The 23292-nt window shown below is 74.2% G+C and carries 20 protein-coding genes; 7 read left to right on the top strand and 13 right to left on the bottom strand.

Features of this window, described 5'->3' with window-relative positions; genetic code table 11:
• Position 1 precedes the first annotated feature (1 nt).
• Positions 2-445 (top strand): NUDIX hydrolase, encoded by a 444-nt coding sequence (locus KG103_RS05375; RefSeq protein WP_307859636.1) that lies wholly within the window; start codon positions 2-4, stop codon positions 443-445.
• A gap of 27 nt (positions 446-472) precedes the next feature.
• Here KG103_RS05375 and KG103_RS05370 read toward each other — a convergent pair whose 3' ends face one another.
• Positions 473-2008, bottom strand: coding sequence for an NAD(P)H-quinone dehydrogenase (locus tag KG103_RS05370; protein ID WP_207341637.1), 1536 nt, complete (start codon positions 2006-2008; stop codon positions 473-475).
• 33 nt (positions 2009-2041) lie between these two features.
• On the opposite strand from KG103_RS05370, the gene KG103_RS05365 reads away from it, so the two are divergent.
• Entirely contained in the window at positions 2042-2917 is an 876-nt protein-coding gene (locus tag KG103_RS05365) for a purine-nucleoside phosphorylase (protein ID WP_207341636.1), read from the top strand.
• Between the two features lie 136 nt (positions 2918-3053).
• A complete protein-coding gene (locus KG103_RS05360) occupies positions 3054-4904 on the top strand; it encodes a phospho-sugar mutase (protein ID WP_249670879.1) in 1851 nt (616 codons plus the stop codon).
• A gap of 46 nt (positions 4905-4950) precedes the next feature.
• On the opposite strand, the gene KG103_RS05355 is transcribed toward KG103_RS05360, so the two are convergent.
• The 12 genes from KG103_RS05355 to KG103_RS05300 all read right to left on the bottom strand — a co-directional run bounded on the left by KG103_RS05355 (position 4951) and on the right by KG103_RS05300 (position 19473).
• The gene (locus KG103_RS05355; protein WP_207341635.1) at positions 4951-7323 is read right to left on the bottom strand and encodes a DUF6055 domain-containing protein; all 2373 of its coding nucleotides are present in this window, start codon (positions 7321-7323) and stop codon (positions 4951-4953) included.
• Between the two features lie 228 nt (positions 7324-7551).
• A complete protein-coding gene (gene deoC, locus KG103_RS05350; protein WP_207341634.1) occupies positions 7552-8271 on the bottom strand; it encodes a deoxyribose-phosphate aldolase in 720 nt (239 codons plus the stop codon).
• Positions 8268-9386 carry an adenosine deaminase gene (locus tag KG103_RS05345; protein ID WP_207341633.1) on the bottom strand — a complete coding sequence of 373 codons (1119 nt, stop codon included), beginning with the start codon at positions 9384-9386 and terminating at the stop codon, positions 8268-8270. Before KG103_RS05345 ends, deoC begins: the two co-directional genes overlap by 4 nt.
• On the bottom strand, positions 9383-9610 hold the full coding sequence (locus KG103_RS05340) for a hypothetical protein (protein WP_207341632.1): 228 nt from the start codon (positions 9608-9610) through the stop codon (positions 9383-9385). The genes KG103_RS05345 and KG103_RS05340 overlap by 4 nt, the downstream gene beginning before the upstream one ends.
• A gap of 84 nt (positions 9611-9694) precedes the next feature.
• Positions 9695-10990, bottom strand: coding sequence for a thymidine phosphorylase (locus KG103_RS05335; RefSeq protein ID WP_207341631.1), 1296 nt, complete (start codon positions 10988-10990; stop codon positions 9695-9697).
• Positions 10987-11421 carry a cytidine deaminase gene (locus KG103_RS05330; protein WP_207341630.1) on the bottom strand — a complete coding sequence of 145 codons (435 nt, stop codon included), beginning with the start codon at positions 11419-11421 and terminating at the stop codon, positions 10987-10989. The genes KG103_RS05335 and KG103_RS05330 overlap by 4 nt, the downstream gene beginning before the upstream one ends.
• 14 nt (positions 11422-11435) lie before the next feature.
• Complete coding sequence (locus KG103_RS05325) at positions 11436-12731, bottom strand: ABC transporter permease (protein WP_207341629.1); 1296 nt, start codon at positions 12729-12731, stop codon at positions 11436-11438.
• Complete coding sequence (locus KG103_RS05320; protein WP_207341628.1) at positions 12728-14053, bottom strand: ABC transporter permease; 1326 nt, start codon at positions 14051-14053, stop codon at positions 12728-12730. Before KG103_RS05320 ends, KG103_RS05325 begins: the two co-directional genes overlap by 4 nt.
• Complete coding sequence (locus KG103_RS05315; protein ID WP_207341627.1) at positions 14050-15567, bottom strand: ABC transporter ATP-binding protein; 1518 nt, start codon at positions 15565-15567, stop codon at positions 14050-14052. The genes KG103_RS05320 and KG103_RS05315 overlap by 4 nt, the downstream gene beginning before the upstream one ends.
• Before the next feature lie 145 nt (positions 15568-15712).
• Positions 15713-16810 (bottom strand): BMP family lipoprotein, encoded by a 1098-nt coding sequence (locus tag KG103_RS05310; protein WP_207341626.1) that lies wholly within the window; start codon positions 16808-16810, stop codon positions 15713-15715.
• 226 nt (positions 16811-17036) lie between these two features.
• A complete protein-coding gene (locus tag KG103_RS05305) occupies positions 17037-18323 on the bottom strand; it encodes an amidohydrolase (RefSeq protein WP_207341625.1) in 1287 nt (428 codons plus the stop codon).
• 37 nt (positions 18324-18360) lie between these two features.
• Positions 18361-19473 (bottom strand): mannose-1-phosphate guanylyltransferase, encoded by a 1113-nt coding sequence (locus KG103_RS05300; RefSeq protein ID WP_207341624.1) that lies wholly within the window; start codon positions 19471-19473, stop codon positions 18361-18363.
• A 246-nt stretch (positions 19474-19719) separates the two neighbouring features.
• Here KG103_RS05300 and sdhC point away from each other — a divergent pair, with 246 nt between their 5' ends.
• From sdhC to KG103_RS05280, 4 genes are read left to right on the top strand one after another with little or no spacing between them, the layout of a single operon-like run.
• Positions 19720-20118 (top strand): succinate dehydrogenase, cytochrome b556 subunit, encoded by a 399-nt coding sequence (gene sdhC, locus KG103_RS05295; RefSeq protein WP_207341623.1) that lies wholly within the window; start codon positions 19720-19722, stop codon positions 20116-20118.
• Positions 20118-20576, top strand: a complete 459-nt coding sequence (locus tag KG103_RS05290) for a succinate dehydrogenase hydrophobic membrane anchor subunit (protein WP_207341622.1) — start codon at positions 20118-20120, stop codon at positions 20574-20576. Before sdhC ends, KG103_RS05290 begins: the two co-directional genes overlap by 1 nt.
• A 38-nt stretch (positions 20577-20614) precedes the next feature.
• Positions 20615-22453 carry a succinate dehydrogenase flavoprotein subunit gene (sdhA, locus tag KG103_RS05285; protein ID WP_207341621.1) on the top strand — a complete coding sequence of 613 codons (1839 nt, stop codon included), beginning with the start codon at positions 20615-20617 and terminating at the stop codon, positions 22451-22453.
• Positions 22453-23238 carry a succinate dehydrogenase iron-sulfur subunit gene (locus KG103_RS05280; protein ID WP_207341620.1) on the top strand — a complete coding sequence of 262 codons (786 nt, stop codon included), beginning with the start codon at positions 22453-22455 and terminating at the stop codon, positions 23236-23238. Before sdhA ends, KG103_RS05280 begins: the two co-directional genes overlap by 1 nt.
• The last annotated feature ends 54 nt before the right edge of the window (positions 23239-23292 follow it).

Below are 23292 nucleotides of genomic sequence, written 5' to 3'. Positions count from 1 at the left end.
GGTGGAGTGCGCCTGCGGGCGGCGCCACTGGGGCCTGCACGGTGCCGCCGGGCTGCTGCTGGTGCGGCGTGACGGCACCGGACGCGCCACCGACGTCGTGCTGCAGCACCGCGCGCCCTGGAGCGACCAGGGCGGCACGTGGGGCCTGCCAGGGGGCGCACGCGAGCCCGACGAGACCGCGGCGCAGGCCGCGCTGCGCGAGGCGCAGGAGGAGGCGGGCGTCGACCCCGCGGCGGTGGCGGTGCGCGGCGAGCACGTGCTGCGTCACCCCGACTGGGCGTACACGACCGTGCTCGGCGACGCCCGCGGCCCGGTCGAGCCCGCCGTGACGGACGCCGAGAGCATCACGGTCGCCTGGGTCCCGGTCGACGAGGTCGTCGACCGGGACCTGCTGCCGGCGTTCGCCGACGCCTGGCCGCTGCTGCGGGCGCGCCTCGACGGCTGACGCCCGGCCCGCGGCCCGGGCGCCGCCTCAGTCGATCGCCCGCTGGTGGAGCATGCGCGCCACCTCGGCGATCGTCCCCGACATCGACGGGTACACCGTGGAGGCCTCCGCGACCTGGTCGGCCGTGAGCCGGTGCGTGACGGCCAGGGTGAGCGGGAAGATCGACTCGCTCGCCCGCGGGCCCACCACCACGGCGCCCAGGATCGTGCCGGTGCCCGCGTGGGCGAAGATCTTCACGAACCCGTCGCGCACGCCCAGCATCTTGGCGCGCGGGTTGCGCGACAGCGGGAGCGTGCTGGTGCGGTAGTGCGTCCCCGTCTCGCGCAGCCGTGCCTCCGAGAGCCCCACCGTCGCGATCTCGGGCGCCGTGAAGATGTTGGCCGAGATGCCCCGCAGCGACAGCGGTCGGACCGCGTCGCCCAGCGCGTGGGACATGGCGATGCGCCCCTGCGTGGCCGCGACGGACGCCAGCGGCAGCACGCCGGTGCAGTCGCCGGCCGCGTACACGCCGCGCACGTTGGTGCGCGAGACCTTGTCGACCTCGACGTGCCCGGACGGCGTCACGCGCACGCCGGCCTCCTCGAGCCCGAGCCCGCGCGTGGTGGGCACCGAGCCCACCGCGAAGAGCACGTGCGAGCCCTCCACCGTGCGGCCGTCCTCCAGGGTCACGACGACGCCGTCGGCCGTCCGGCGCGCGGCCGACGCGCGCGAGCGCGACATCACGGTCATGCCGCGCTGGGTGAAGATCCGCTCGATGAGCTCCGCGGCGTCGGCGTCCTCGCCCGGCAGCACCCGGTCGCGGCTCGACACCAGGACGACGTCCGCGCCGAGCGACGTGTACGCACCGGCGAACTCCGCCCCCGTCACACCGGACCCGACGACGACCAGCCGCTCCGGCAGCTCGTCGAGGTCGTACATCTCCGTCCACGTGAGGATCCGCTCGCCGTCCGGGCGCGCGTCGGGCAGCACCCGCGGCGTGGCACCGGTCGCCAGCAGCACCACGTCGGCCGCGAGCTCGTGCTCCCGGCCGTCCTCACCGGTCACGGCCACGCGTCCCGGGTCGAGCAGTCGACCGGTGCCGGTGACGACGTCGACGCCCTCGCGCGCCAGGCGCGCCCGGATGTCGTCGGACTGCGCGCTCGCCAGCGCCTTGACCCGGGCGTTGACCGCCCGCAGGTCGATGCTGTGGCGCAGCGCGGTCCCGGGGCCGGCGCCGGACGCACCGGCGCCGACGGCCGCGAGCGCGTCCAGCCGGATGCCCAGCTCGGGTGCGCGGTCGGCGATCGTCATCCACTCGGCCGTCGCGATGAGCGTCTTGGACGGCACGACGTCGGTGAGGACGGCCGCGCCGCCGAGGCCCGCGCGCTCGACCACGGTCACGCGCGCGCCGAGGCGTCGAGCGACGAGCGCCGCCTCGTAGCCGCCCGGTCCGCCGCCCACGATCACGACGTGCCCGGCGGGCGGGTCGTCCGGTGCGTCGCGCACGGTCGAGGCGGCGGTGACGGCCGGCACCTGCGGCTGGTCGGGGGCTGCGGAGGTCTGCTCGCTGGTCACGGGCCCCATCCTGCCCGGCCGGCACGTGGTTAGCCTGTTCCCATGACCGACGTCTCCCCCGCCCGCGACCTCACCGGTGGCGCGCTGCCCAGCCTCGACGACCCGACGACCGACCCCTTCGACGTGGCACGACTCGCGGCGGAGGTGATCGCGCAGCGCACCGGCGTCGCGCGGCACGACGTCGCACTCGTGCTGGGCTCCGGGTGGGGCGGTGCGGCGGACCTGCTCGGCGAGACCGTCACCGAGATCCCGAGCCACGAGGTCCCCGGGTTCACGCGGGCCGCGGTGGCGGGCCACGTCGGCATGCTGCGCTCGGTGCGGATCGCGGGTGACGGCACCCGGCCCGACCGGTACGCGCTGGTGCTGGGCTCGCGCACCCACCTGTACGAGGGGCGCGGCGTGCGTCGCGTCGTGCACGGCGTGCGGACCGCCGCGGCCACGGGTGCGTCGACGGTGGTGCTCACCAACGGCTGCGGCGGCCTGAACCTGGCGTGGGGGCCGGGCACGCCCGTGCTGATCCGCGACCACATCAACCTCACGGCGACGTCGCCGCTCGAGGGCGCGACCTTCGTGGACCTCACCGACCTGTACTCGTCCCGGCTGCGTGCCGTGGCGCGGGAGGTCGACGCGTCGCTCGACGAGGGCGTGTACGTGCAGTTCCCCGGCCCGCACTACGAGACGCCCGCGGAGGTCGCCATGGCCGGCCGCCTCGGGGGCGACCTCGTCGGCATGTCCACCACCCTGGAGGCCATCGCCGCCCGCCACGCGGGTCTCGAGGTGCTCGGCATCTCGCTGGTGACCAACCTGGCCGCGGGCATCAGCCCGGAGCCGCTCGACCACGCCGAGGTCCTCGAGGCCGGACGCGCCGCCGGGCCGCGCATCAGCGCGCTGCTCGCGGAGGTCGTGCGGCGGTTGTGAGGCGCACGCGGTGACGGTGCCGGGCCGTGGCCCCGCCAGTAGGTTGGTGTCCGTGAGCGCCACGGACAACGACGACGTGCTGCGCGGGGACGCCCCGGCGCCGGCCGCGACCGACCGGAACCCCGCCGCCGACCCGGTGGAGGACGACGCCTGGGACGACCTGGTGCGCCGGGTCGGGGCCTGGGTGGCCGACGACCCGGACCCGCGGACGGCCGACGAGCTGACGTCGCTGCTGCAGACCGCGCGGGACACGCCCGAGCCCGGTGACGACGGACCGGTGGCCGACCTGGCACGCCAGGAGGCGCAGGCCGCCCGCGCCGACCTCGAGGACCGGTTCAGCGGGCTCCTGCAGTTCGGCACCGCGGGTCTGCGCGGTGAGCTGGGCGGCGGACCGCACCGCATGAACCGCGCCGTCGTGATCCGCGCCGCGGCGGGGCTGGCGGACTTCCTCACCGGTGAGCTCGAGGGTGCGACCCCGCCGCCCCGCGTGGTCGTCGGTTACGACGCGCGCCACAACTCGCACACGTTCGCGCTCGACACCGCGGCGGTCATGACGGCGGTCGGGATCGACGTGCTGCTGCTGCCGCGGCCGCTGCCGACCCCGGTGCTCGCCTCGGCCGTCCGGCGGTTCGGGGCCGACGCCGGCGTCATGGTGACCGCATCGCACAACCCGCCGCAGGACAACGGGTACAAGGTGTACCTCGGCGGGCGCGTCGTCACCGGCGCCGGGCAGGGCGCCCAGATCGTGCCGCCCGCGGACACCGCCATCGCGGCGGCGATCGCCCGCGTGCCGTCGGTCGCGTCCGTGCCGCGCGCCGCGTCCGGCTGGACCGTCCTCGGCGAGGACGTGGTCGAGGCGTACGCCGCCGACGCCGCCGCCGTCGCCCCGGGCGGCGACCCGGACCACCGCGCCCGGCTGAAGGTCGTCGTGACCCCGCTGCACGGCGTGGGCGGCGCCCTGACGCGCGACGTCCTGACGCGTGCGGGCTTCACCGACGTCACCCTGGTGCCTGAGCAGGCGGAGCCGGACCCCGACTTCCCCACGGTCGCCTTCCCCAACCCCGAGGAGCCGGGCGCGACCGACCTCGCGCTGGCGCTGGCCGCCGCGATGCGGGCCGACCTCGTCGTGGCGGTCGACCCCGACGCCGACCGGTGCGCCCTCGCCCTGATCGACCCCCGCGCGCACGTGCCCGCCCGCGGGCCGGAGACCCCGCAGGCCGACGGCTGGCGCATGCTCACCGGCGACGAGGTCGGTGCCCTGCTGGGCGCCGACGCGGCCGCCCGGGTGCGCGCGGACGACCGCCCCGACGGCGCGGCACCGACGCTCGCGTGCTCGATCGTGTCGTCGCGCCTGCTGGCGGCGATCGCCGCCGACGCCGGGCTGCGGTTCGCCTCGACGCTCACCGGCTTCAAGTGGATCTCCCGCGTCGACGGTCTGGTCTTCGGGTACGAGGAGGCGCTGGGGTACTGCGTCGACCCCGCGCACGTGCGTGACAAGGACGGCATGTCGGCCGCCGTGCGGGTGTGCGACCTGGCCGCCCGCCTGGCGGCGGAGGGCCGCACTCTCGTCGACGCGCTGGACGACCTGGCCCGCGCCCACGGCCTGCACGCGACCGGGCAGGTCAGCGCGCGGTTCGCCGACCTCAGCCGCATCGGCGCGACGATGTCCGCGCTGCGGGAGCGGCCGCCGGCGCAGCTGGCCGGCTCGCCCGTGGTCGAGGTCGTGGACCTGGCCGCCGGCACCGACGACGACCGCGGCGGGCTGCCCCCGACCGACGGGCTGCGGCTCCTCACGGCCGACGGCACGCGGGTGGTCGTGCGCCCGTCGGGCACCGAGCCCAAGGTCAAGGCCTACCTCGAGGTCGTCGTCCCCGTCGCCGCCGACGCGGACCGTGGCGCCCTCGACACCGCGCACCGCACGGCACGCGAGCGCCTGGACCACCTGGCGGCCGACGTGCGGACCGCGCTGGGCCTGGACGGGAGCTGACCGGTCGAGCGGCGGCGTCCGCCGCTCGACCGGGTGCGTGGGGGCCTCAGCCGGTACGCGTGCAGCGCACCTGCGGGACGGACCGGGCGGTGTCGCTCGCGGCCGTGCCGTTGAAACCGAACGTCACGCTGCCCCCGTCCTCGATGATGCCGTTCCACGGCATGTTCTCCGCCGTCACCGTGCTCCCGCTGCGGGTGATCTCCGCGGCCCACTGCTCGGTGATCTCCAGCCCGTCGGGCTGCGTCCAGGTGAGCACCCAGCCGCGGACCCCCGACGTCGTGGCGGTCACGGTGACCTGGGCCTGCATGCCGCCCGGCCACGAGGTCACCACCTCGTAGGTGGCGGTGCAGGCGCCCGCGGGCACGGCCGCCGGCGGCGCCGCCACGCCCGGCTGCGCCCCGTCCGAGGGTGGTGCAGCGGCGGGCGGCGTCGCCGCCGCCGGACGCGACGGGGACGTGACGGACGGCTCCGGGCCGGCCTCGGGCGTCGGCCCGCTCGACGGCGTCACCGTGGGCAGTCCGTCGCTGAGGGTCGTCTCCCCCGGGGCGAAGGGCGGCACGACGGGGTTCACGTCGGTGTCCACCGCGGACGGGTCGCAGACCGCGCCCGGGCGGTAGGCGGTGTAGGCGCCGGCGTCGCACGTGAACCCGACGACGGCGTCACCTCCCAGCACGACCTCGCCCGACAGCCGCGCCGATCCCAGCACCCGTGCGACGTCGCGCACGACCACGTCGCCCGTGAGCTCGGCGCCGCCCTCCACCCACGCGCGCCCCTCGAGACGCACTCCCGGGCCGACGACGGCGTCGCCCCGCACCACGGCACCCGTCGCGACGTACGCGGCAGGGTCGACGCGCGCGGTGTCGTCGACCCAGCCGCCCCCGTGCGGGTGCCGGTGGCCGCCCTCGGCGGCGAGGTCGGCGACGGGGTCGGACACCGTCGCGCCCGCGACCCGGAACTCGTAGGGGTAGCGGGCGGTCCGGGGGAACGTCTCCAGCCCCGAGGCGACCACCTCGGTCGGCGTAGCCGTGACCACGAGGTACACCTCGTCCTCGCCGGCGCGCAGCGCGAGGCGCAGCTCACCGTCGGTGGCCTCCGTGACGGGGCTGTACCGCGGGCCGCCCGGCCCGACCGCGACGAGCCCGAAGCTCCAGCCGGGGTGCTCCCCCGCCCCGCTGCCGACGTGCCCGCGCACGCGCACCCGCACGTCGGTGCCGGACCCGTCGGGCACGAGCCGCACCACGGTGTAGCCGTACGCACCCGGCGCGAACGTACCGGTCACCCGGTGGTGCGAAGGGTCGTCCGCCACGGCCTCCACGGGCGTGGTGCGGTGCGCGACGAGGACGGGGTCCACGCCCTGGTGCAGCCCGCCCGGCGTGAGGTCGTCGACGGCCACGCGCATGGCGTACTGCGTCACCCGGCGGTTGAGCGCCGCGGCGTTGGAGGACGTGAGCCGAACGTACGCGCCGAGCAGGTGCTCGGTGTCGGAGGAGCCGGTCCACAGGTCGCCCACGAGCCGCGGCGACGAACGGTCGGCGAGGTGCTGCAGCAGCAGCCACCCCGCCGCACCCTGGCGTGCGCTGCCCCAGGCGAGGTGCGGGGCGAGCAGGTGGTCCGAGACGTCGGCATGGTCCCCTGGCACCGCGAGCGTCGCCAGGTACGCGGACGCCGCCGTGCGCAGGGTCGCCGCCGACTCGGGTGTGAGGCCGTGCCCGGGGTGCGCCGCCGCGGTGAGGTGCTGCAGGGCCTCCGCGACACCCCGGGCGAGCTCCCACGGCGTACCGGCCGGCACCGGCACCCCCGCGGACCGCGCCGCACCGTCGGTCGGGGCGGGACCCGCGGCTGACGGCGTCGCGGCGGCGGAGGCCGACGCCGTCGCACCGGCGACGGCGGCCGCGGCGACCTCCGGCTCGAGGGAGGACGCCAGCACGGCGGGCTGCACCCGCAGGAGCGCGATCCCGTCGACGACCGCCCCCCGGGTCGGCGGCACCGGGTCGCCGGACGGCTCGTCGGCGGTCACGGGCGGGTCCACGGGCGTGGCGGCGCCCGGACCCTGCGCCCACGTCCCGTCGACCACGACGAGGAGCTTGTGCTCCGCCAGCGGCCCCTCGTCCGCACCCAGACCGGCCTCGTCGACGTCGAGCGCGTGCAGCGCCTCGAGCTGGGCGACGACGACGTCCGGGTCGAACCGCAGGGCGTCCGGCGCGGCGGTCGGGTCGGGCCCGGCGCGCCCGCCCCACGCGAGCGCCACCCGGTCGCCCTCGAGCACGTGCGCCTCCGACCACGCGGCGCGCCACGGCTCAGGGACGGCGAGCCGGAGCCGCTCGGCCCCGTGGTCCCCGAGGGCGCTCGCCAGGGCCGCGCCCAGCACGAAGGCCGCGACGAGCGCCACGACGACCGTGCCGCGCCTGATCGGGCCCATGCCGCGTGCGTCTCCTCCCGGCGGTGCGCGCCGTCGGGGTCCGGGTGGACCGGGCGGACCTGCTCCTGACCTGCGTGGTCGGCGTCGAGCGAGCGCTATCCGGACGACCGTCCACCATGGTCTGCCCTCCGCGGACCAGTCAACGCCCGAATCGTCCGGATCAGCGGGTATTCACCCGACCGAGCGGCAGATTCTCACGCCTCTCTCATCGCGCCGGAACCCGAGAGGTCAGTAGTCGCCGTCCGCCGTCAGGCCCGCGAGCACGGATGCGGTGCCCGACAGCCCCAGCCGGGTGGCCCCGGCCTCGATCATCGCGAGCGCGTCCGCCGCCGTCCGGATCCCGCCCGACGCCTTGACGCCCAGCCGGCCGCCGACCGTCCGCGACATCAGCCGCACGGCGTGCACCGTGGCGCCGCCCGCCGGGTGGAAGCCCGTCGACGTCTTGACGAAGTCCGCACCCGCGGCCTCCGCAGCCTCGCAGACGTGCACGATCTCGTCGTCCGTCAGCGCGGCGGACTCGATGATGACCTTCAGGACGGTCGGGGCGGGCACGGCCGCGCGCACGGCGGCGATGTCGCGGCCGACGTCGACGAAGCGACGCTCCTTGGCGGCACCCACGTCGATGACCATGTCGACCTCCGCGGCGCCGTCCGCCACCGCGCGCGCCGCCTCGGCCGCCTTGACGTCGCTGTGGTGCTTGCCCGACGGGAACCCGCAGACCGTCGCGACCAGCAGGTCCGGCGCACCGTCCAGACCGACGGGGATCTCCAGCGGCAGGAACGAGGGCGACACGCACACGGAGTACACCCCGAGCTCGACGCCCTCGGCCACCAGCGCCTCCACGTCGGCCCGCGTGGCCTCCGGCTTGAGCAGCGTGTGGTCGACGAAGCGTGCGAGGCCGACGGCGTCGAGGGGGACGTGCGTGGTCGGGGTGTCGTCGGTGGTCATGCGCGGTGCCTCCCGGGGCGTGCTGCGCCCGGCGGGACCGCCGGGCCGGTGATGCGGTCGACGAGCGCGTGGCGCTCGTCCTGGTGCAGGAACGTGTGCCGGGCGGCGGTCACGGTCACGTCGACCACGTCGTCGAGCGTCCACCCCGCCTCCCGCACCAGCAGACCCAGCTCGCGCGACAGCGACGTGCCGGACTGCAGGCGGTTGTCCGTGTTGACGGTGACCTCGAACCCGGCGCGACGCAGCAGCGTCACGGGATGGGCCGCCACCGAGGCGGCCGCGCCCGTCTGCAGGTTGGACGACGGGCACACCTCCAGCGGGACGCGCCGGTCGCGCACCCAGTGCGCCAGCAGCCCCAGCCGCCACGACCCGTCGGGCCCCTCGTGGACGTCGTCGGCCAGCCGGACGCCGTGGCCCAGCCGGACGGCGCCCGCGACGTGCAGCGCCTCCGCCATCGAGTCGAGCCCCGCGTCCTCACCCGCGTGCACGGTGGCCGGGAAGCTCGCGTCGCGCACGACGCGGAACGCGGCCGCGTGCCGCGACGGCGGGAACCCCTCCTCCGGTCCGGCGATGTCGAAGCCCACGACGCCCGCGTCCCGGTTCGCCAGCGCGAGCGCGGCGATCTCGTCGGACCGGTCCGCCTGCCGCATCGCGGACAGGACCTGCACCACCCGGATCTCGTGACCGGCGGACCGCGCCTCGGCCTCACCCTGCGCGAAGCCCTCACGCACCGCGTCGACGACCTGCTGCAGCGTCAGGCCGCGCTCCAGGTGCTGCTCGGGCGCGTACCGCTCCTCGGCGTGCACGACGCCGTCCGCAGCGAGGTCGAGCACGGCCTCCCGGGCCACACGGCGCAGCCCCTCGGCGGTCTGCATGACCGCCAGGGTGTGCGTGAACGTCTCGAGGTACCGCGGCAGCGAGCCCGAGCCGGCCGCCTCGACGAACCAGCGCCCGAGGGCCTGCGGGTCCGTCGTCGGCAGCTCGTGGCCGATCGCGGCGGACAGCTCGATCATCGTCTCCGGGCGCAGCCCGCCGTCGAGGTGGTCGTGCAGCAGGACCTTCGGCAGCGCGCGCAGCGTCTCGTCGAGGTCCTGCCCGTCAGGGGTCGGTGTCACGCGTCGGCGCCCTCGTCGTCGTCCAGGTGCACCTCGGCGGACTGCTCGACCACGTCGGCCTCCTCGGCGCGACCCTCACGGTCCGGCCGGGGGAAACCGGGGACGTGGTCCTCCGGCTCGTCGTCGGCGGTCTCGTCGGCGTCCGTCAGCGTCAGCGGCTGCTCCGTGTCGACGGGCGCCAGGCCGGCGTCGCGCCAGGACTGTGCTCCGGGGACGGTGCTCATGGCTCCTCCGTGGTGGTGCGGCGGCAGGGGACGTTCCTCATCGTGACCCGGGCGCGCAGGTGCCGCGACCGGGCCGTGCGGACGTCAGTCCGCCGCGACGCGGTCGAGCACGAGCGGGCGGGTCGCACCGGGCGTGCCCTGCGGGTCGACGACCACGCCACCGGCCAGCGCCTCGTGCGCGCGGGCGAAGCGCTCCGGGGTGTCGGTGTGCAGCGTGAGCAGCGGCTGGCCGCGGCGGACGGTGTCCCCCGGGCGGGCGTGGATCTCGATGCCCGCACCGGCCTGCACCGGGTCCTCCTTGCGGGCCCGGCCCGCGCCGAGGCGCCACGCGGCGACGCCCACGGCGTACGCGTCGAGCGTCGTCAGGACACCGTCGGCCTCGGCGAGCACCTGCTCCTGCTCCCGTGCGACGGGCAGCTCGGCGTCGGGGTCGCCGCCCTGCGCGGCGATCATCCGGCGCCACACGTCCATCGCGCGGCCGTCGGCCAGCGCCGCGGCCGGGTCCGCGTCCGGCTGCCCCGCTGCGGCGAGCATCTCGCGCGCCAGCGCGACGGTCAGCTCGACGACGTCCGCCGGGCCGCCGCCGGCCAGGACCTCGACCGACTCGCGGACCTCGAGCGCGTTGCCCGCCGTCAGGCCCAGGGGCGTCGACATGTCGGTGAGCAGCGCGACCGTGCGCACCCCGGCGTCGGTGCCCAGCGCGACCATCGTGCGGGCCAGCTCGCCCGCGCGCTCCGCGTCCTTCATGAACGCGCCGGAGCCGACCTTCACGTCGAGCACGAGCGAGCCGGTGCCCTCGGCGATCTTCTTGCTCATGATGGAGCTCGCGATCAGCGGGATCGCCTCGACCGTGCCGGTGACGTCGCGCAGCGCGTAGAGCTTGCGGTCCGCCGGTGCCAGGCCCGACCCGGCGGCGCAGATGACGGCGCCGACGTCCTCGAGCTGGCGCATCATCTCGTCGTTGCTCAGCGCGGCGCGCCAGCCCGGGATCGACTCGAGCTTGTCGAGGGTTCCCCCGGTGTGGCCGAGCCCGCGGCCGGACAGCTGCGGCACGGCCACGCCGAACACGGCGACGAGCGGCGCCAGCGGCAGCGTGATCTTGTCGCCCACGCCCCCGGTGGAGTGCTTGTCCGCCGTGGGCCGCGACAGGCCGGAGAAGTCCATGCGCTCGCCGCTGGCGATCATCGCCGCCGTCCAGCGCGCGATCTCGGCGCGGTCCATGCCGTTGAGCAGGATCGCCATGGCGAGGGCCGACATCTGCTCGTCCGCGACGACCCCGCGGGTGTACGCGTCGACCACCCAGTCGATCTGGCCGTCGGTCAGCCGGCGCCCGTCCCGCTTGGCGACGATGACGTCGACGGCGTCGAACTGCTCGCTCATCCCTGCTCCTTGTCCTGACCCCTACCGCGCACGGTGAGGTCCGTCGGCCCGAAGGCGTCGGGCAGCACCTCGCTCATGGGTCGTACGCCGCTGACCGTCTCGAGCAGCAGGTCGGGCCCGCCGTGCTCGAACAGCAGCTGCCGGCAGCGTCCGCACGGCATGAGGACGTCACCGTGCCCGTCGACGCAGACGAACGCGACCAGCCGGCCGCCCCCGGTCACGTGCAGCATCGACACCAGGCTGCACTCGGCGCACAGGCCGACGCCGTACGACGCGTTCTCGACGTTGCAGCCGGCGACCACCCGTCCGTCGTCGACCAGCGCCGCCGCGCCGACCGGGAACCGCGAGTACGGGGCGTAGGCCCGGGTCATGACGTCGCGTGCGGCGGCCCGCAGGCCGTCCCAGTCGACGGTCCGCGTGCTGCTGGGCATGTCTCCCTCTCCGCTCATTCCTTGACGTAGGCCTCGCCGGACGCCGCCGGGCCGCGCGAGCGGCCGACCAGGCCCGCCACGGCGAGCAGCGTCACGACGTACGGCAGCATGAGCATGAACTGGCTCGGCACCGGGGCTCCGACGATGCTCAGGGCACCCTCGAGGTTCGACGCGAACCCGAACAGCAGCGCGGCCAGCGCGGCGCGCACCGGGTCCCACTTGCCGAAGATGACGGCGGCCAGGGCGATGAACCCGGCACCGGCGGTCATCTCCTTGCCGAAGGCCGACACCGACACGACGGTGTAGAACGCGCCACCGACACCGGCGATCGCGCCCGCCACGAGCAGCGCCCGGTACCGCGTGCGCTCGACCTTGATGCCGACGGTGTCGGCGGCCTTGGGGTGCTCCCCCACGGCACGCAGGCGCAGGCCCCAGCGCGTGCGGTACAGCGCGAACCACACACCGGGCACCACCAGGTACATGAGGTAGACGACGACCGTCTGGTTGAACAGCGACGGGCCGATCACGGGGATGTGCGAGAGCCCGGGGATCGCGATGTTCGAGAACCGCGTGGTGCTGTTGAGCTGGGGGTTGGGCACCAGCACCTGCGAGTACAGGAAGCTGGTCACGCCGATCACCAGCACGTTGAGCACGACACCCACGATGACCTGGTTGACGCGGTACGTGATCGTGAACACCCCGAGCACGGCGGCGACCAGGACACCCGCGAGCACCGCGGCCAGCAGGCCGACCCACGGGCTGTTCGTCACCGAGGCCGCGACCGCGGCGCAGAACGCCCCGGCGAGCAGCTGGCCCTCGATGGCGATGTTGACGACGCCGGCACGCTCGCCGATCACGCCGCCCAGCGCACCGAAGACGATGGGCACCGCGAGCAGCACGGCACCACCGATGAGGCGGACCGCGGGGATGTCGCTCGGGCTGCCGGCCGCGGCCCAGGCGAGGAACCCGACGAGGAAGACCGCCGCGAACAGCGCCGAGACCCACACCGGGACCTTGTGCCGGCGCATGACGCGCCAGGCGGCGAGCAGCGACAGCAGCGCCATGACCGCGACGCAGACCCACCCGGTCGCGGTGCCGGGCACGGCCAGGCTCGGCAGGCTCACGAGGTCCCCGGAGCTGGCGAGGCGGAACCTCGCGTCGCCCTCACGGGGCCGCACCGTCAGCAGCAGCGCGAACAGCACCGTCACCACGCCGAGCACCACGGGCCCCTTGCGGGACACCACGGTCACCGTGCGGTGCTCGACGGCACCGCCGGACGCCTCGGTGGGCTCCACCGTCGTCGTGCTCATCGCTGCACCTCCTCACGGCGCGAGGCGCCGGACCGGCGGGTCCCCGCCGGTGCCCGACGGCCCGGCTGCGGAAGCCGGAACACCGCCCGCACCAGCGGCGGCGCCGCGATGAACAGGACGATCAGGGACTGCACGACCAGGACGATCTCGATCGGGATCCCCTCGGACGCCTGCATGACCGAGCCCCCGGCCTTGAAGCCACCGAACAGCAGCCCCGCGAACAGCACCCCGACCGGGTTCGACGACCCGAGCAGCGCCACGGTGATCGCGTCGAACCCGATGCCCGCGTCGATGTCGTAGCTGAAGCCCGTGGTGATGAGCCCGAGCACCTGCGTGCTGCCCGCGAGGCCCACCAGCGCGCCGCTGAGGAGCATCGCCATCACGGTCGCGCGGGGCACGTGGATGCCGGCGACGCGCGCGGCGCGGGCGTTCTCGCCCACCGCCCGCAGCGAGAAGCCGAGGCTCGAGCGCTCCAGCAGCCACCACGTCAGCACCACCGCGCCGAGCGCGAGGAGGAAGCCGAGGTGCAGGCGGAACTCCGGGCCCAGCAGCCGCGGCAGGAGCGCGGTGTCCGCCATGGGCGGCGACTTGGGGTTCGCCGACCCGGGCGCCTGCAGCAGGCCCGGCGTTGCCAGCAGGTAGGACAGCAGGTAGAACGCGATGTAGTTGAGCATGATCGTGACGATCACCTCGTGCGCCCCCGTCGCGGCCTTGAGCAGGCCCGCGAGACCGCCCCACAGCGCACCGGCCGCGACACCGACGACGAGCGCCACCAGCAGGTGCAGCCCGCCCGGCAGGTCCCAGGCGAACCCGACCCAGCCGGCACCCGCCGCGGCCATGAGCATCTGCCCCTGCCCGCCGATGTTGAACAGGCCGGAGCGGAACGCCAGCGCCAGCCCGAGACCGGCGGCGATGAGCGGCGTCGCGTAGGTCATCGACTGCGTGAGCGGCCGGATCCCCTGCGCGAACGAGTCCGCCGTGTAGTTGTAGACCGCGCCGCGGAAGAGCGCCGCGTACGCGCCGCCGACGGCCTGGCCGATGGCGGCGAACGTGTCACCGGGGCGCGAGAAGAAGTACGAGGCGGCCGACTGCACGCCCTCGTCCGTGAAGGCGATCATCACCGACCCGGCCAGCACCGCGAGCACCACGGCACCGAGCGAGACCGCCCAGCCGCCGGACGCCACGCGCTGCAGCGCGTCGTTCCACCGGGTGTCACGGACGGGCGTGGGCCCGGCGTCGTCACCGCCCACGTCGGTCACCACCGTGTCGGGCACGACCACGTCGGCGACGCCCTGGTCGCCGGGCTCCTTGGGCTCGCTCACGCGGCCTCTCCCTCGTTCGGCGCGATGCCAGCCATCATGAGGCCGAGGACGTCGCGCGGGGTGTCGGACGGGACGATGCCGACCACACGGCCGCGGTACATGACGAGGATCCGGTCGCCCAGGGCGACCGCCTCGTCCAGCTCGGTGGCGACGACGACCACCGGGACGCCCTCGTCCCGCGTCTCGACGATGCGCTTGTGGATGAACTCGATCGAGCCGACGTCGACGCCGCGCGTCGGCTGGGCCGCCACGAGCAGGCGCAGGTCGCGCGAGAGCTCACGGGCGACGACGACCTTCTGCTGGTTGCCCCCGGACAGCCGCCCCACCGGCGAGTCGATGCCCTGGGTGCGGATGTCGTACTGCTCGACCATGTCGCGGGCGAACCGGTCGCGCGCCCGCAGCTGCAGCGCCCCGGCCCGCACGAACGGCGGCCCGTCGGTGCGGTCGAGCACGAGGTTCTCGGCGACGGTGAACTCGGCGACGAGCCCGTCCAGCGTGCGGTCCTCGGGCACGTAGCCGACGCCGGCGTCCAGCACCCGGCGCACCGAGCGCCCGACGAGCTCGGTGGACCCGAGGCGGATGCTGCCGGTGACGAACCCCTGCAGCCCTGCCAGCGCCTCCGCCAGCTCGGTCTGCCCGTTGCCCTGCACGCCCGCGACGACCAGGATCTCGCCACGGGGCACCTCGAACGACACGTCGTCGACGAGCACCGTGCCGCGTGCGTCGGTGACCTGCAGGTGCTCGACCCTCAGCCCGTCGCCCTGGGGCCGCGCCGGCTCCCGGTGCACGACCAGCTCGACGGGGCGGCCGACCATGAGGGAGGCGAGCTCGGCGTCCGTCGCGGTGGGCGAGGCCTCCCCGACCACGGCGCCGCGGCGCACGACCGTGATGCGGTCGGCGACCTCGCGGACCTCGCGGAGCTTGTGGGTGATGAAGACGATCGCGGTGCCGCCGGCCTTCAGCCGACGCATCATGTCCATGAGCTCGTCGGTCTCCTGCGGCGTCAGCACCGCGGTCGGCTCGTCGAACACCAGGACGCGCGCGTCGCGCGACAGGGCCTTGATGATCTCGACCCGCTGCTGGACGCCGACGGGCAGGTCCTCGACCACCGCGTCGGGGTCGACGTGGAACCCGAAGCGGTCGGCGATCTCGCGCACCCGGCTGCGCGCCGCGTCGAGGTCGAGCCGGCCGCCGGTCGTCGTCTGCTCGTGCCCGAGCATGACGTTCTCCGCGACCGTGAAGACGGGGACGAGCATGAAGTGCTGGTGCACCATGCCGATGCCGGCGGCCATGGCGTCGCCCGGGCCGGCGAAGTGCTGGACCTCGTCGTCCAGGAGGATCTCGCCCTCGTCGGCCTGGTAGAGGCCGTACAGGACGTTCATCAGGGTGGACTTGCCCGCACCGTTCTCCCCGAGCAGGCAGTGGATCTCTCCCGGCTCGACCGTGAGGTCGATGTGGTCGTTGGCGACCAGGGCGCCGAAGCGCTTGGTGATGCCGCGCAGCTCGAGCTTCATGGGGACGGTCCTCGGGACGGGTCGGGACGGTGCGGTGCGGGTGGTCCGGTCGGGTCGCCGGCCGACCCTGCGATCGTCGCACGTGACCACCCGGGCGGGCCGTGGCCGACCCGCCCGGGTGTGCGTCACACGTGCGCTGCCGCGGTCACTCGGAGAGGTACGAGGTGACCGTGATGTCGCCGTCGATGATCTGCTGCTTGAGCTCCTCGACCTCGGTGACCAGCTCCGGGGACACCTTGGACTCGAAGTTGTGCAGCGGGGCGATGCCCACACCGTCGTTCGCCAGCGTGCCGACGTACGCCTCGGGGTCGAACTCGCCCTCGCCCGCGGCCAGGACGGCCTCGTAGGTCGACAGCTTCATGTTCTTGAGGATCGACGTGAGGACCAGGTCCTGCGTGGCCGGGTCCGTCTCGAAGACGTCGGCGTCGGCGCCGATCAGCGCGACCTCGCGGCCCGAGTCGGCGATGGCGTCCATCGCGGACTGGTAGATCGGGCCACCCACGGGCAGGATCACGTCGACGCCCTGGTCGATGATGCCGGCCGCGACCTGCTTGGCCGTGTCGTTGGCCTCGAAGCCGCCGGTGAAGGAGCCCTGGTCGCCGCCCTGGTAGCCGACGAGCTGGACGTCCGCGCCCTTGACCTCGTTGTAGTACTCGACGCCCTGCTTGAAGCCGTCCATGAAGATCGTGACGGTCGGGTAGGGCTGGCCGCCGAACGTGCCGACCTTCGACACGCCGTTGTCGGCCGAGTAGCCGGCGGCCAGGTAGCCGGCGAGGAACGCGGCCTGCGCCGTGTCGTACAGCAGCGGCTTGATGTTGTCCGCGTCCTTGGTGCCGTCGAAGTCGTTGTCCGCGGCGTCGTCGACCAGGATGTAGTCGATCTCGGAGTTGGCCTCGGCCGACTCGACCGTCGCTGCCGACAGCGCGAAGCCGACGGACACGATCGCGTTGCAGTTCTCGGCCACGAGGCTCTCGAGGTTCGTCGCGAAGTCCGCCTCGGAGTCCGACTGGACCTCGGCGAAGCCGGCGCCGAGCTCCTCGGTCGCCTCCTTCGTGCCCTCGTAGCTGAGCTGGTTGAAGCTCTTGTCGTCGAAGCCACCGGCGTCGGAGACGACGCAGGCCTTGAAGTCCGAGGCCTCGTCACCACCGGCGGACGGCTCCGCGGCGTCGGGTGCACTGCCACACGCCGCGAGCGTGAGGGCGAGCGCCCCACCGAGTGCGGCCACTCGAACGATCTTCTTCACGACAGGTCTCCCACTTCTCGTCGTCCCGCCGCACAGGTGCCCGGGACGGACGGACGGCGCAGCGTTGCACCGCCGACGTGCCCGACCAGTCGGCTTGATCACTGTGGACCCTAGGCACCTGCAGGTCACCGAACTGTTACCGGCGGGTATCCCTGCAGGTTCTGTGATGAATTCGCAACCTGTTCCCGCCCTTCGGTCGTGCTGTCCGCACATCGATACGGACGGATCAGACGCGGCCGCGTCGGCCCGCCAGCTGGGCGGCCCGCGCGAGGAGCAGCGCACCCGCCTCCACGGCACGCTCGTCCACCCGCAGGTCGCCCTGGTGGATGTCGTACGTCCGACCCCCGGGGGTGCGGGTGCCGAGCCGTGCCAGGGCGCCGGGCACCTTCGTGAGGTACCACGCGAAGTCCTCGCCGCCGAGCGACTGCTCGGTCAGCCGCACGGCTTCCGGTCCCAGCATGTCGTGGGCGGCCGCCTCCAGCACGGCGGTGCTCTCGGCCCGGTTCTCCACGGGCGGCACGCCGCGCTGGTGCTTCACCTCGACCTCGACCCCCAGCGGGCGCACGACGTCGGCCACGGCCTGCTCGAACACGGCCGACGCCCGCTCCCAGGCGCGCACGTCGAGGCACCGCAGCGTGCCCATCACGGTGCCCGTCCCCGGGATCGCGTTGGGGACGGTCCCCGCGCGCACGGCGCCCCACGTGAGGTTCACGCCGGAGCGCGGGTCCAGCCGCCGGCCCAGCACCGCGGGCACCTGCGTGATGACCTGGCCCAGCGCGAACACGACGTCACCCGTGAGGTGCGGGCGCGACGTGTGGCCGCCCTCACCCGTCACCGTGACGGTGACCTCGTCGGACGCCGACGTGATCGGGCCGATGCGCGTGCCGACCATGCCGACGTCCAGCTTCGGGTCGCAGTGCACCGAGAAGATCTCGCCGACACCGTCCAGCCCGCCCTCGTTGATGACGTCGATGGAGCCACCGGGCTGCACCTCCTCGGCGGGCTGGAAGACGAGCCGCACGCCGACGTCGAGCCCGCCGTCGGCCGCGAGGCGCGCCAGCGCCAGGCCGGCACCGAGGACCGCGGCCGTGTGCACGTCGTGCCCGCAGGCGTGCGCGACGCCGCGGTGCTCCGCCGCCCACGGCAGGCCGCACGTGTCCGGCACGGGCAGCCCGTCGAGGTCGGCGCGCAGCGCGACCCGGCGCGCGCCCGACCCGGAGACCGTGGGGCCGATGTCGCACCACAGGCCGGACCCGGGCAGCAGGTGCGGGGTCAGACCCGCGGCCGCCAGCCGCTCGGCGACGACGCGCGTGGTCCGCTCCTCGGTGCGCCCGAGCTCGGGGTGCGCGTGCAGGTCGCGCCGGATCGCGACGAGCTCGGCCCGCATCCCGTCCAGCACGGCGGCCAGGTCACGGGCGCCCGGGTCGGTCGGCTCCGGGCAGAGCGTGCGCAGCGCGGGCACGTCCTGGGCGCTGGGGGGTGCGGCGAGCTGGTCGACGGGCGTGGCGGGCATTGGACGAGGGTATCGCCGCAGCCCGCCGACGCCGCGGTCAGAGCAGGTCGTCGCGGCCCCGGGCACGCCACCCGTCGACGGCCGCCTTGACCTGCTGGGCGTGGGCGCGCGTGGTCACGAGCAGGGCGTCGGCGGTGTCGACCACCACGGCGTCGGGCACGCCGACGACCGTGACCGTGCGCCCGCCGGTGGCGACCACCGAGCCGTCCGCGTCGATGCGCAGCACGTCGTCCGGCGTGCCGAGCGTCGGGCCGCCGTCGCCGGTCCCGAGCAGCGCGCCCAGCGAGGCGAAGTCGCCGACGTCGTCCCAGCCGAAGGTGCCGGGCACCACCGCGACGCCGCCCGCGGCGGCCACGGGCTCGGCGATGGCGTGGTCGATCGCGATCCTCGTCAGCCCTGGCCACGTGTCGGCGAGTCGGGCGTCGCGCTCGTCGGTGTCCCACGCGGCCGCGATCCGCAGCAGGCCGTCGTGCAGCGCGGGCAGCTGCGCGGCCAGGTGCTCCAGCAGGACGCCGGCGCGCACGACGAACATGCCGGCGTTCCAGCTGTACCCGCCCGCGGCCAGGTACGCGGCCGCGGTCTGCGCGTCGGGCTTCTCGGTGAAGCCGAGGGCGCGCCGGGCGCTGGGTGCGCCGGGGGCGCCCAGCGGCTCGCCCGCCTGCACGTACCCGAACGCGGTGGACGGCTCGGTGGCCGGGATGCCGATCGTGACGACGGCGCCGGTGCGCGCGGCGGCCACGGCCTGCCGGATCGTCGCCTCGAACCCGGGCAGACCGGTGATGACGTGGTCCGCCGCGAAGGACCCGAGCACCACGTCCGGCCCGTGCCGCCGCGCCAGCACGGCGGCCGCCAGGCCGATCGCCGCCATGGAGTCGCGCGGGCTCGGCTCGGCCAGGACGTGCTCGGCACCCAGCTCCGGCAGCTGGTCGGCGACCGCGGCGGCGTGCCGCGCGCCGGTCACCACGAGCACGTGGCCCGGGCCGGTGAGCGGGAGCAGACGGTCCACCGTGGCCTGCAGCAGGGTCCGGCCGGTGCCCGTGAGGTCGAGCAGGAACTTGGGGTGGCCCGCGCGCGACAGCGGCCACAGGCGGGTCCCGGCGCCCCCGGCGGGGACGACGGCATGGAAGTCGACGATGGGTGCGTCCGGCATGCCGACAACGTAGCGGCCGGGCGCCGGTGCCGCGGGCACCGCCGTGGACAGGCCCCGGCAGGGCGGCGCGGGCCACGGACCGAGGTCCCGGACGGGGTGCGCGCCGTGTGGGCTTGGTCACAATCAGCCGCCGTGCCGCGCCGTCACCGCTCGGGGCGAGGTCCGGACGTGGCGCAGGTCATTACAGTGAGAGGACTTCAGGACATCGACGTCCTCTCGCGAACTCGCCACAGGAGGCCCCCCACCGTGTCCTCAGCGCCCACCGCGCCAGCGCGGCCGGCCGGAACGCTCTACCGCGGGCGCGAAGGCATGTGGTCCTGGGTCGCGCACCGCATCACCGGTTTCGCGATCTTCTTCTTCCTGCTCGTGCACGTGCTCGACACCGCGCTCGTCCGGGTCTCCCCCGAGGCGTACAACGACGTGATCGGGACGTACAAGAACCCGATCATGGGTCTGGGCGAGGCCGGCCTCGTCGCGGCCATCGTGTTCCACGCGTTCAACGGCATCCGCCTGATCCTCGTGGACTTCTGGGCCAAGGGCCCGAAGTACCAGCGGGTCATGCTGTGGGTCGTCCTGGGCCTGCTCGTCGTGACGATGGCGGGCTTCCTGCCGCGTCACCTGATGAACGTCTTCGGGGGCCACTGATGAGCACCATCGCCGATCCCAAGGCGCCGCGCGCCTCGCGCCCCGGCCCCTCGCGCCGTACCACCCGCGGCAACTTCGAGCTGTACGGCTGGGTGTTCATGCGCGCGTCGGGCGTCCTGCTCGTCGTCCTGATCTTCGGCCACCTGTTCGTGAACCTGATCGCCGGCGAGGGCATCAGCGCCATCGACTTCGGCTTCGTCGCGGGCAAGTGGGCCTCGCCGTTCTGGCAGGTCTGGGACCTGCTGATGCTGTGGCTCGCCATGCTCCACGGCACCAACGGCGTGCGGACGATCATCAACGACTACGCGGAGAAGGACGGCACCCGCCTGGTGCTGAAGCTCGCGCTGTACGCCGCGACCGTCGTCGTCATCGTCCTCGGCACGCTCGTGATCTTCACGTTCGACCCGTGCCCCCCGAACAGCCCGGCCGATCTGCTGCCGTCGTTCTGCGCGCGCTGATCCCCGGTCGCCCCCCAGCAAGGAAGGCCTCACAGCCGATGCAGACCCACCAGTACGACGTCGTCATCGTCGGCGCGGGCGGCGCCGGGATGCGCGCCGCGCTCGAGTCGTCGACGCGCGTGCGCACCGCCGTGATCTCCAAGCTCTTCCCCACCCGCTCCCACACCGGCGCGGCGCAGGGCGGCATGTGTGCCGCGCTGGCCAACGTCGAGGAGGACAACTGGGAGTGGCACACGTTCGACACCGTCAAGGGCGGTGACTACCTGGTCGACCAGGACGCCGCCGAGGTGATGGCCAAGGAGGCCATCGACGCGGTGCTCGACCTGGAGAAGATGGGCCTGCCGTTCAACCGCACGCCCGAGGGCCGCATCGACCAGCGCCGGTTCGGCGGGCACACCCGCAACCACGGCGAGGCCGCCGTGCGCCGCTCCTGCTACGCGGCGGACCGCACGGGCCACATGATCCTGCAGACGCTGTACCAGCAGTGCGTGAAGAACGACGTCGAGTTCTTCAACGAGTTCTACGTCCTCGACCTGCTGGTCGACCACGACCTGGCCACGGGCGACGTGCCCGACGGCGAGGAGGTCAACGCCACCGGCGTCGTGGCGTACGAGCTGGCCACGGGCGAGATCCACGTCTTCCAGGCCAAGGCCGTCGTGTTCGCCACCGGCGGCGCGGGCAAGATCTACAAGACGACGTCGAACGCCCACACCCTCACCGGTGACGGCATGGCGCTGGCGTACCGCCGCGGCATCCCGCTGGAGGACATGGAGTTCTTCCAGTTCCACCCGACCGGCCTGGCGGGCCTGGGCATCCTGCTCTCCGAGGCCGCCCGCGGCGAGGGCGGGATCCTGCGCAACGCCGACGGTGAGCGGTTCATGGAGCGCTACGCCCCCACCATCAAGGACCTCGCGCCGCGCGACATCGTCGCCCGGTCGATGGCTAACGAGGTGCGCGAGGGCCGCGGCGCGGGCCCGAACAAGGACTACGTCCTGCTCGACCTCACGCACCTGGAGCCGGCGCACATCGACGCCAAGCTCCCGGACATCACGGAGTTCGCGCGGACCTACCTCGGCATCGAGCCGTACACCGAGCCCGTGCCGGTCTACCCCACGGCGCACTACGCCATGGGCGGCATCCCCACGAACATCGCGGGCGAGGTGCTGCGCAACCCGACCGACGTCATCAAGGGGCTGTACGCCGCCGGCGAGGTCGCCTGCGTCTCGGTGCACGGGTCGAACCGCCTGGGCACCAACTCGCTGCTGGACATCAACGTCTTCGGCAAGCGCGCCGGCCAGTCGGCCGCCGCCTACGCCGCCACCGCACCGTTCGTGGAGCTGCCCCCGAACCCGGCGACACGCGTCGAGGCCGAGCTGGAGACGATCCGCACGCGGCCCGACGGCGAGCGCGTGGCGGACATCCGGCGCGCGCTGCAGGAGACGATGGACGCGAACGCCCAGGTGTTCCGCACCTCGGAGTCCCTGACCCAGGCGCTGTCCGACATCAAGGCGCTGCGCAAGCGGTACGAGGCCGTGTCGGTGCAGGACAAGACGCGCACGTTCAACACGGACCTGCTCGAGGCCGTCGAGCTGGGCTTCCTGCTCGACATCGCCGAGACGGTCGTCGTCGGGGCGCTCAACCGGGAGGAGTCGCGCGGCGGGCACTTCCGCGAGGACTTCCCCGACCGCGACGACACGCGGTTCATGCAGCACACGATGGCCTACCGGCGACCGGTCGCGGCCGGCGCCGCGGACGCCACCGTCACGGGGTCCGACGCGTCGTTCCGCCGGGCCGAGACCTTCGACGGCTACCAGGTGGTCCTCGGGGCCAAGCCCGTCACCGTCACCCGCTACCAGCCGATGGAGCGCAAGTACTGATGACCGCCACCGTGGAAGTCCCCGCGCCCGAGGCCGGCGCCGTCCCGTCGTTCCAGGTCACGCTGCGGATCCGCCGGTTCCTGCCGGCGGACGACGCCATCCCGGCGTTCGGCGAGCCGTTCGAGGCCGAGCCCCGCTGGGACGAGTTCACGGTCGACGTGCACGGCACCGACCGCGTCCTGGACGCGCTGCACAAGATCAAGTGGGAGCAGGACGGCTCGCTGACGTTCCGCCGGTCGTGCGCGCACGGCATCTGCGGCTCGGACGCGATGCGCATCAACGGCCGCAACCGCCTCGCGTGCAAGACGCTGCTCAAGGACCTGGACCCGGGCAAGCCGATCGTCGTCGAGCCCATCAAGGGCCTGCCGGTGGTCAAGGACCTCGTGGTCGACATGGAGCCGTTCTTCGCGTCCTACCGCGAGATCATGCCGTTCCTCGTCACCACGGGCACCGAGCCCACCAAGGAGCGGCTGCAGTCCCCCGAGCAGCGCGAACGGTACGACGACACCACCAAGTGCATCCTGTGCGCCGCGTGCACGTCGTCCTGCCCCGTGTTCTGGACCGACGGGCAGTACTTCGGCCCTGCGGCCATCGTCAACGCGCACCGCTTCATCTTCGACAGCCGCGACGAGGGCGGGACGCAGCGCCTGGAGATCCTCAACGACAAGGAGGGCGTGTGGCGGTGCCGCACGACCTTCAACTGCACCGAGGCGTGCCCCCGCGGCATCGAGGTCACCAAGGCGATCCAGGAGGTCAAGCGCGCGATGATCACGCGCGCCTTCTGACGGACCCCAGCACCGCACGCCCGACGGGCGTCCTGCGCAGCACGCGCGGGGCGC

The sequence above is a fragment of the Cellulomonas wangleii genome (genome assembly GCF_018388445.1).
Lineage (GTDB): Bacteria > Actinomycetota > Actinomycetes > Actinomycetales > Cellulomonadaceae > Cellulomonas > Cellulomonas wangleii.
Note: the sequence above shows the minus strand (reverse complement) of the source record. Positions and strands in the feature narration are given on the sequence as shown.

Coding starts and splice junctions, on each gene's coding strand:
- deoC (WP_207341634.1), bottom strand. CDS start 8,271: ATGACCACCGACGACACCCCGACCACGCACGTCCCCCTCGACGCCGTC.
- KG103_RS05340 (WP_207341632.1), bottom strand. CDS start 9,610: ATGAGCACCGTCCCCGGAGCACAGTCCTGGCGCGACGCCGGCCTGGCG.
- KG103_RS05305 (WP_207341625.1), bottom strand. CDS start 18,323: ATGCCCGCCACGCCCGTCGACCAGCTCGCCGCACCCCCCAGCGCCCAG.
- KG103_RS05290 (WP_207341622.1), top strand. CDS start 20,118: ATGAGCACCATCGCCGATCCCAAGGCGCCGCGCGCCTCGCGCCCCGGC.
- KG103_RS05335 (WP_207341631.1), bottom strand. CDS start 10,990: ATGAGCGAGCAGTTCGACGCCGTCGACGTCATCGTCGCCAAGCGGGAC.
- KG103_RS05365 (WP_207341636.1), top strand. CDS start 2,042: ATGACCGACGTCTCCCCCGCCCGCGACCTCACCGGTGGCGCGCTGCCC.
- KG103_RS05355 (WP_207341635.1), bottom strand. CDS start 7,323: ATGGGCCCGATCAGGCGCGGCACGGTCGTCGTGGCGCTCGTCGCGGCC.
- KG103_RS05280 (WP_207341620.1), top strand. CDS start 22,453: ATGACCGCCACCGTGGAAGTCCCCGCGCCCGAGGCCGGCGCCGTCCCG.
- sdhA (WP_207341621.1), top strand. CDS start 20,615: ATGCAGACCCACCAGTACGACGTCGTCATCGTCGGCGCGGGCGGCGCC.
- KG103_RS05330 (WP_207341630.1), bottom strand. CDS start 11,421: ATGCCCAGCAGCACGCGGACCGTCGACTGGGACGGCCTGCGGGCCGCC.
- KG103_RS05370 (WP_207341637.1), bottom strand. CDS start 2,008: ATGGGGCCCGTGACCAGCGAGCAGACCTCCGCAGCCCCCGACCAGCCG.
- KG103_RS05325 (WP_207341629.1), bottom strand. CDS start 12,731: ATGAGCACGACGACGGTGGAGCCCACCGAGGCGTCCGGCGGTGCCGTC.
- KG103_RS05300 (WP_207341624.1), bottom strand. CDS start 19,473: ATGCCGGACGCACCCATCGTCGACTTCCATGCCGTCGTCCCCGCCGGG.
- KG103_RS05315 (WP_207341627.1), bottom strand. CDS start 15,567: ATGAAGCTCGAGCTGCGCGGCATCACCAAGCGCTTCGGCGCCCTGGTC.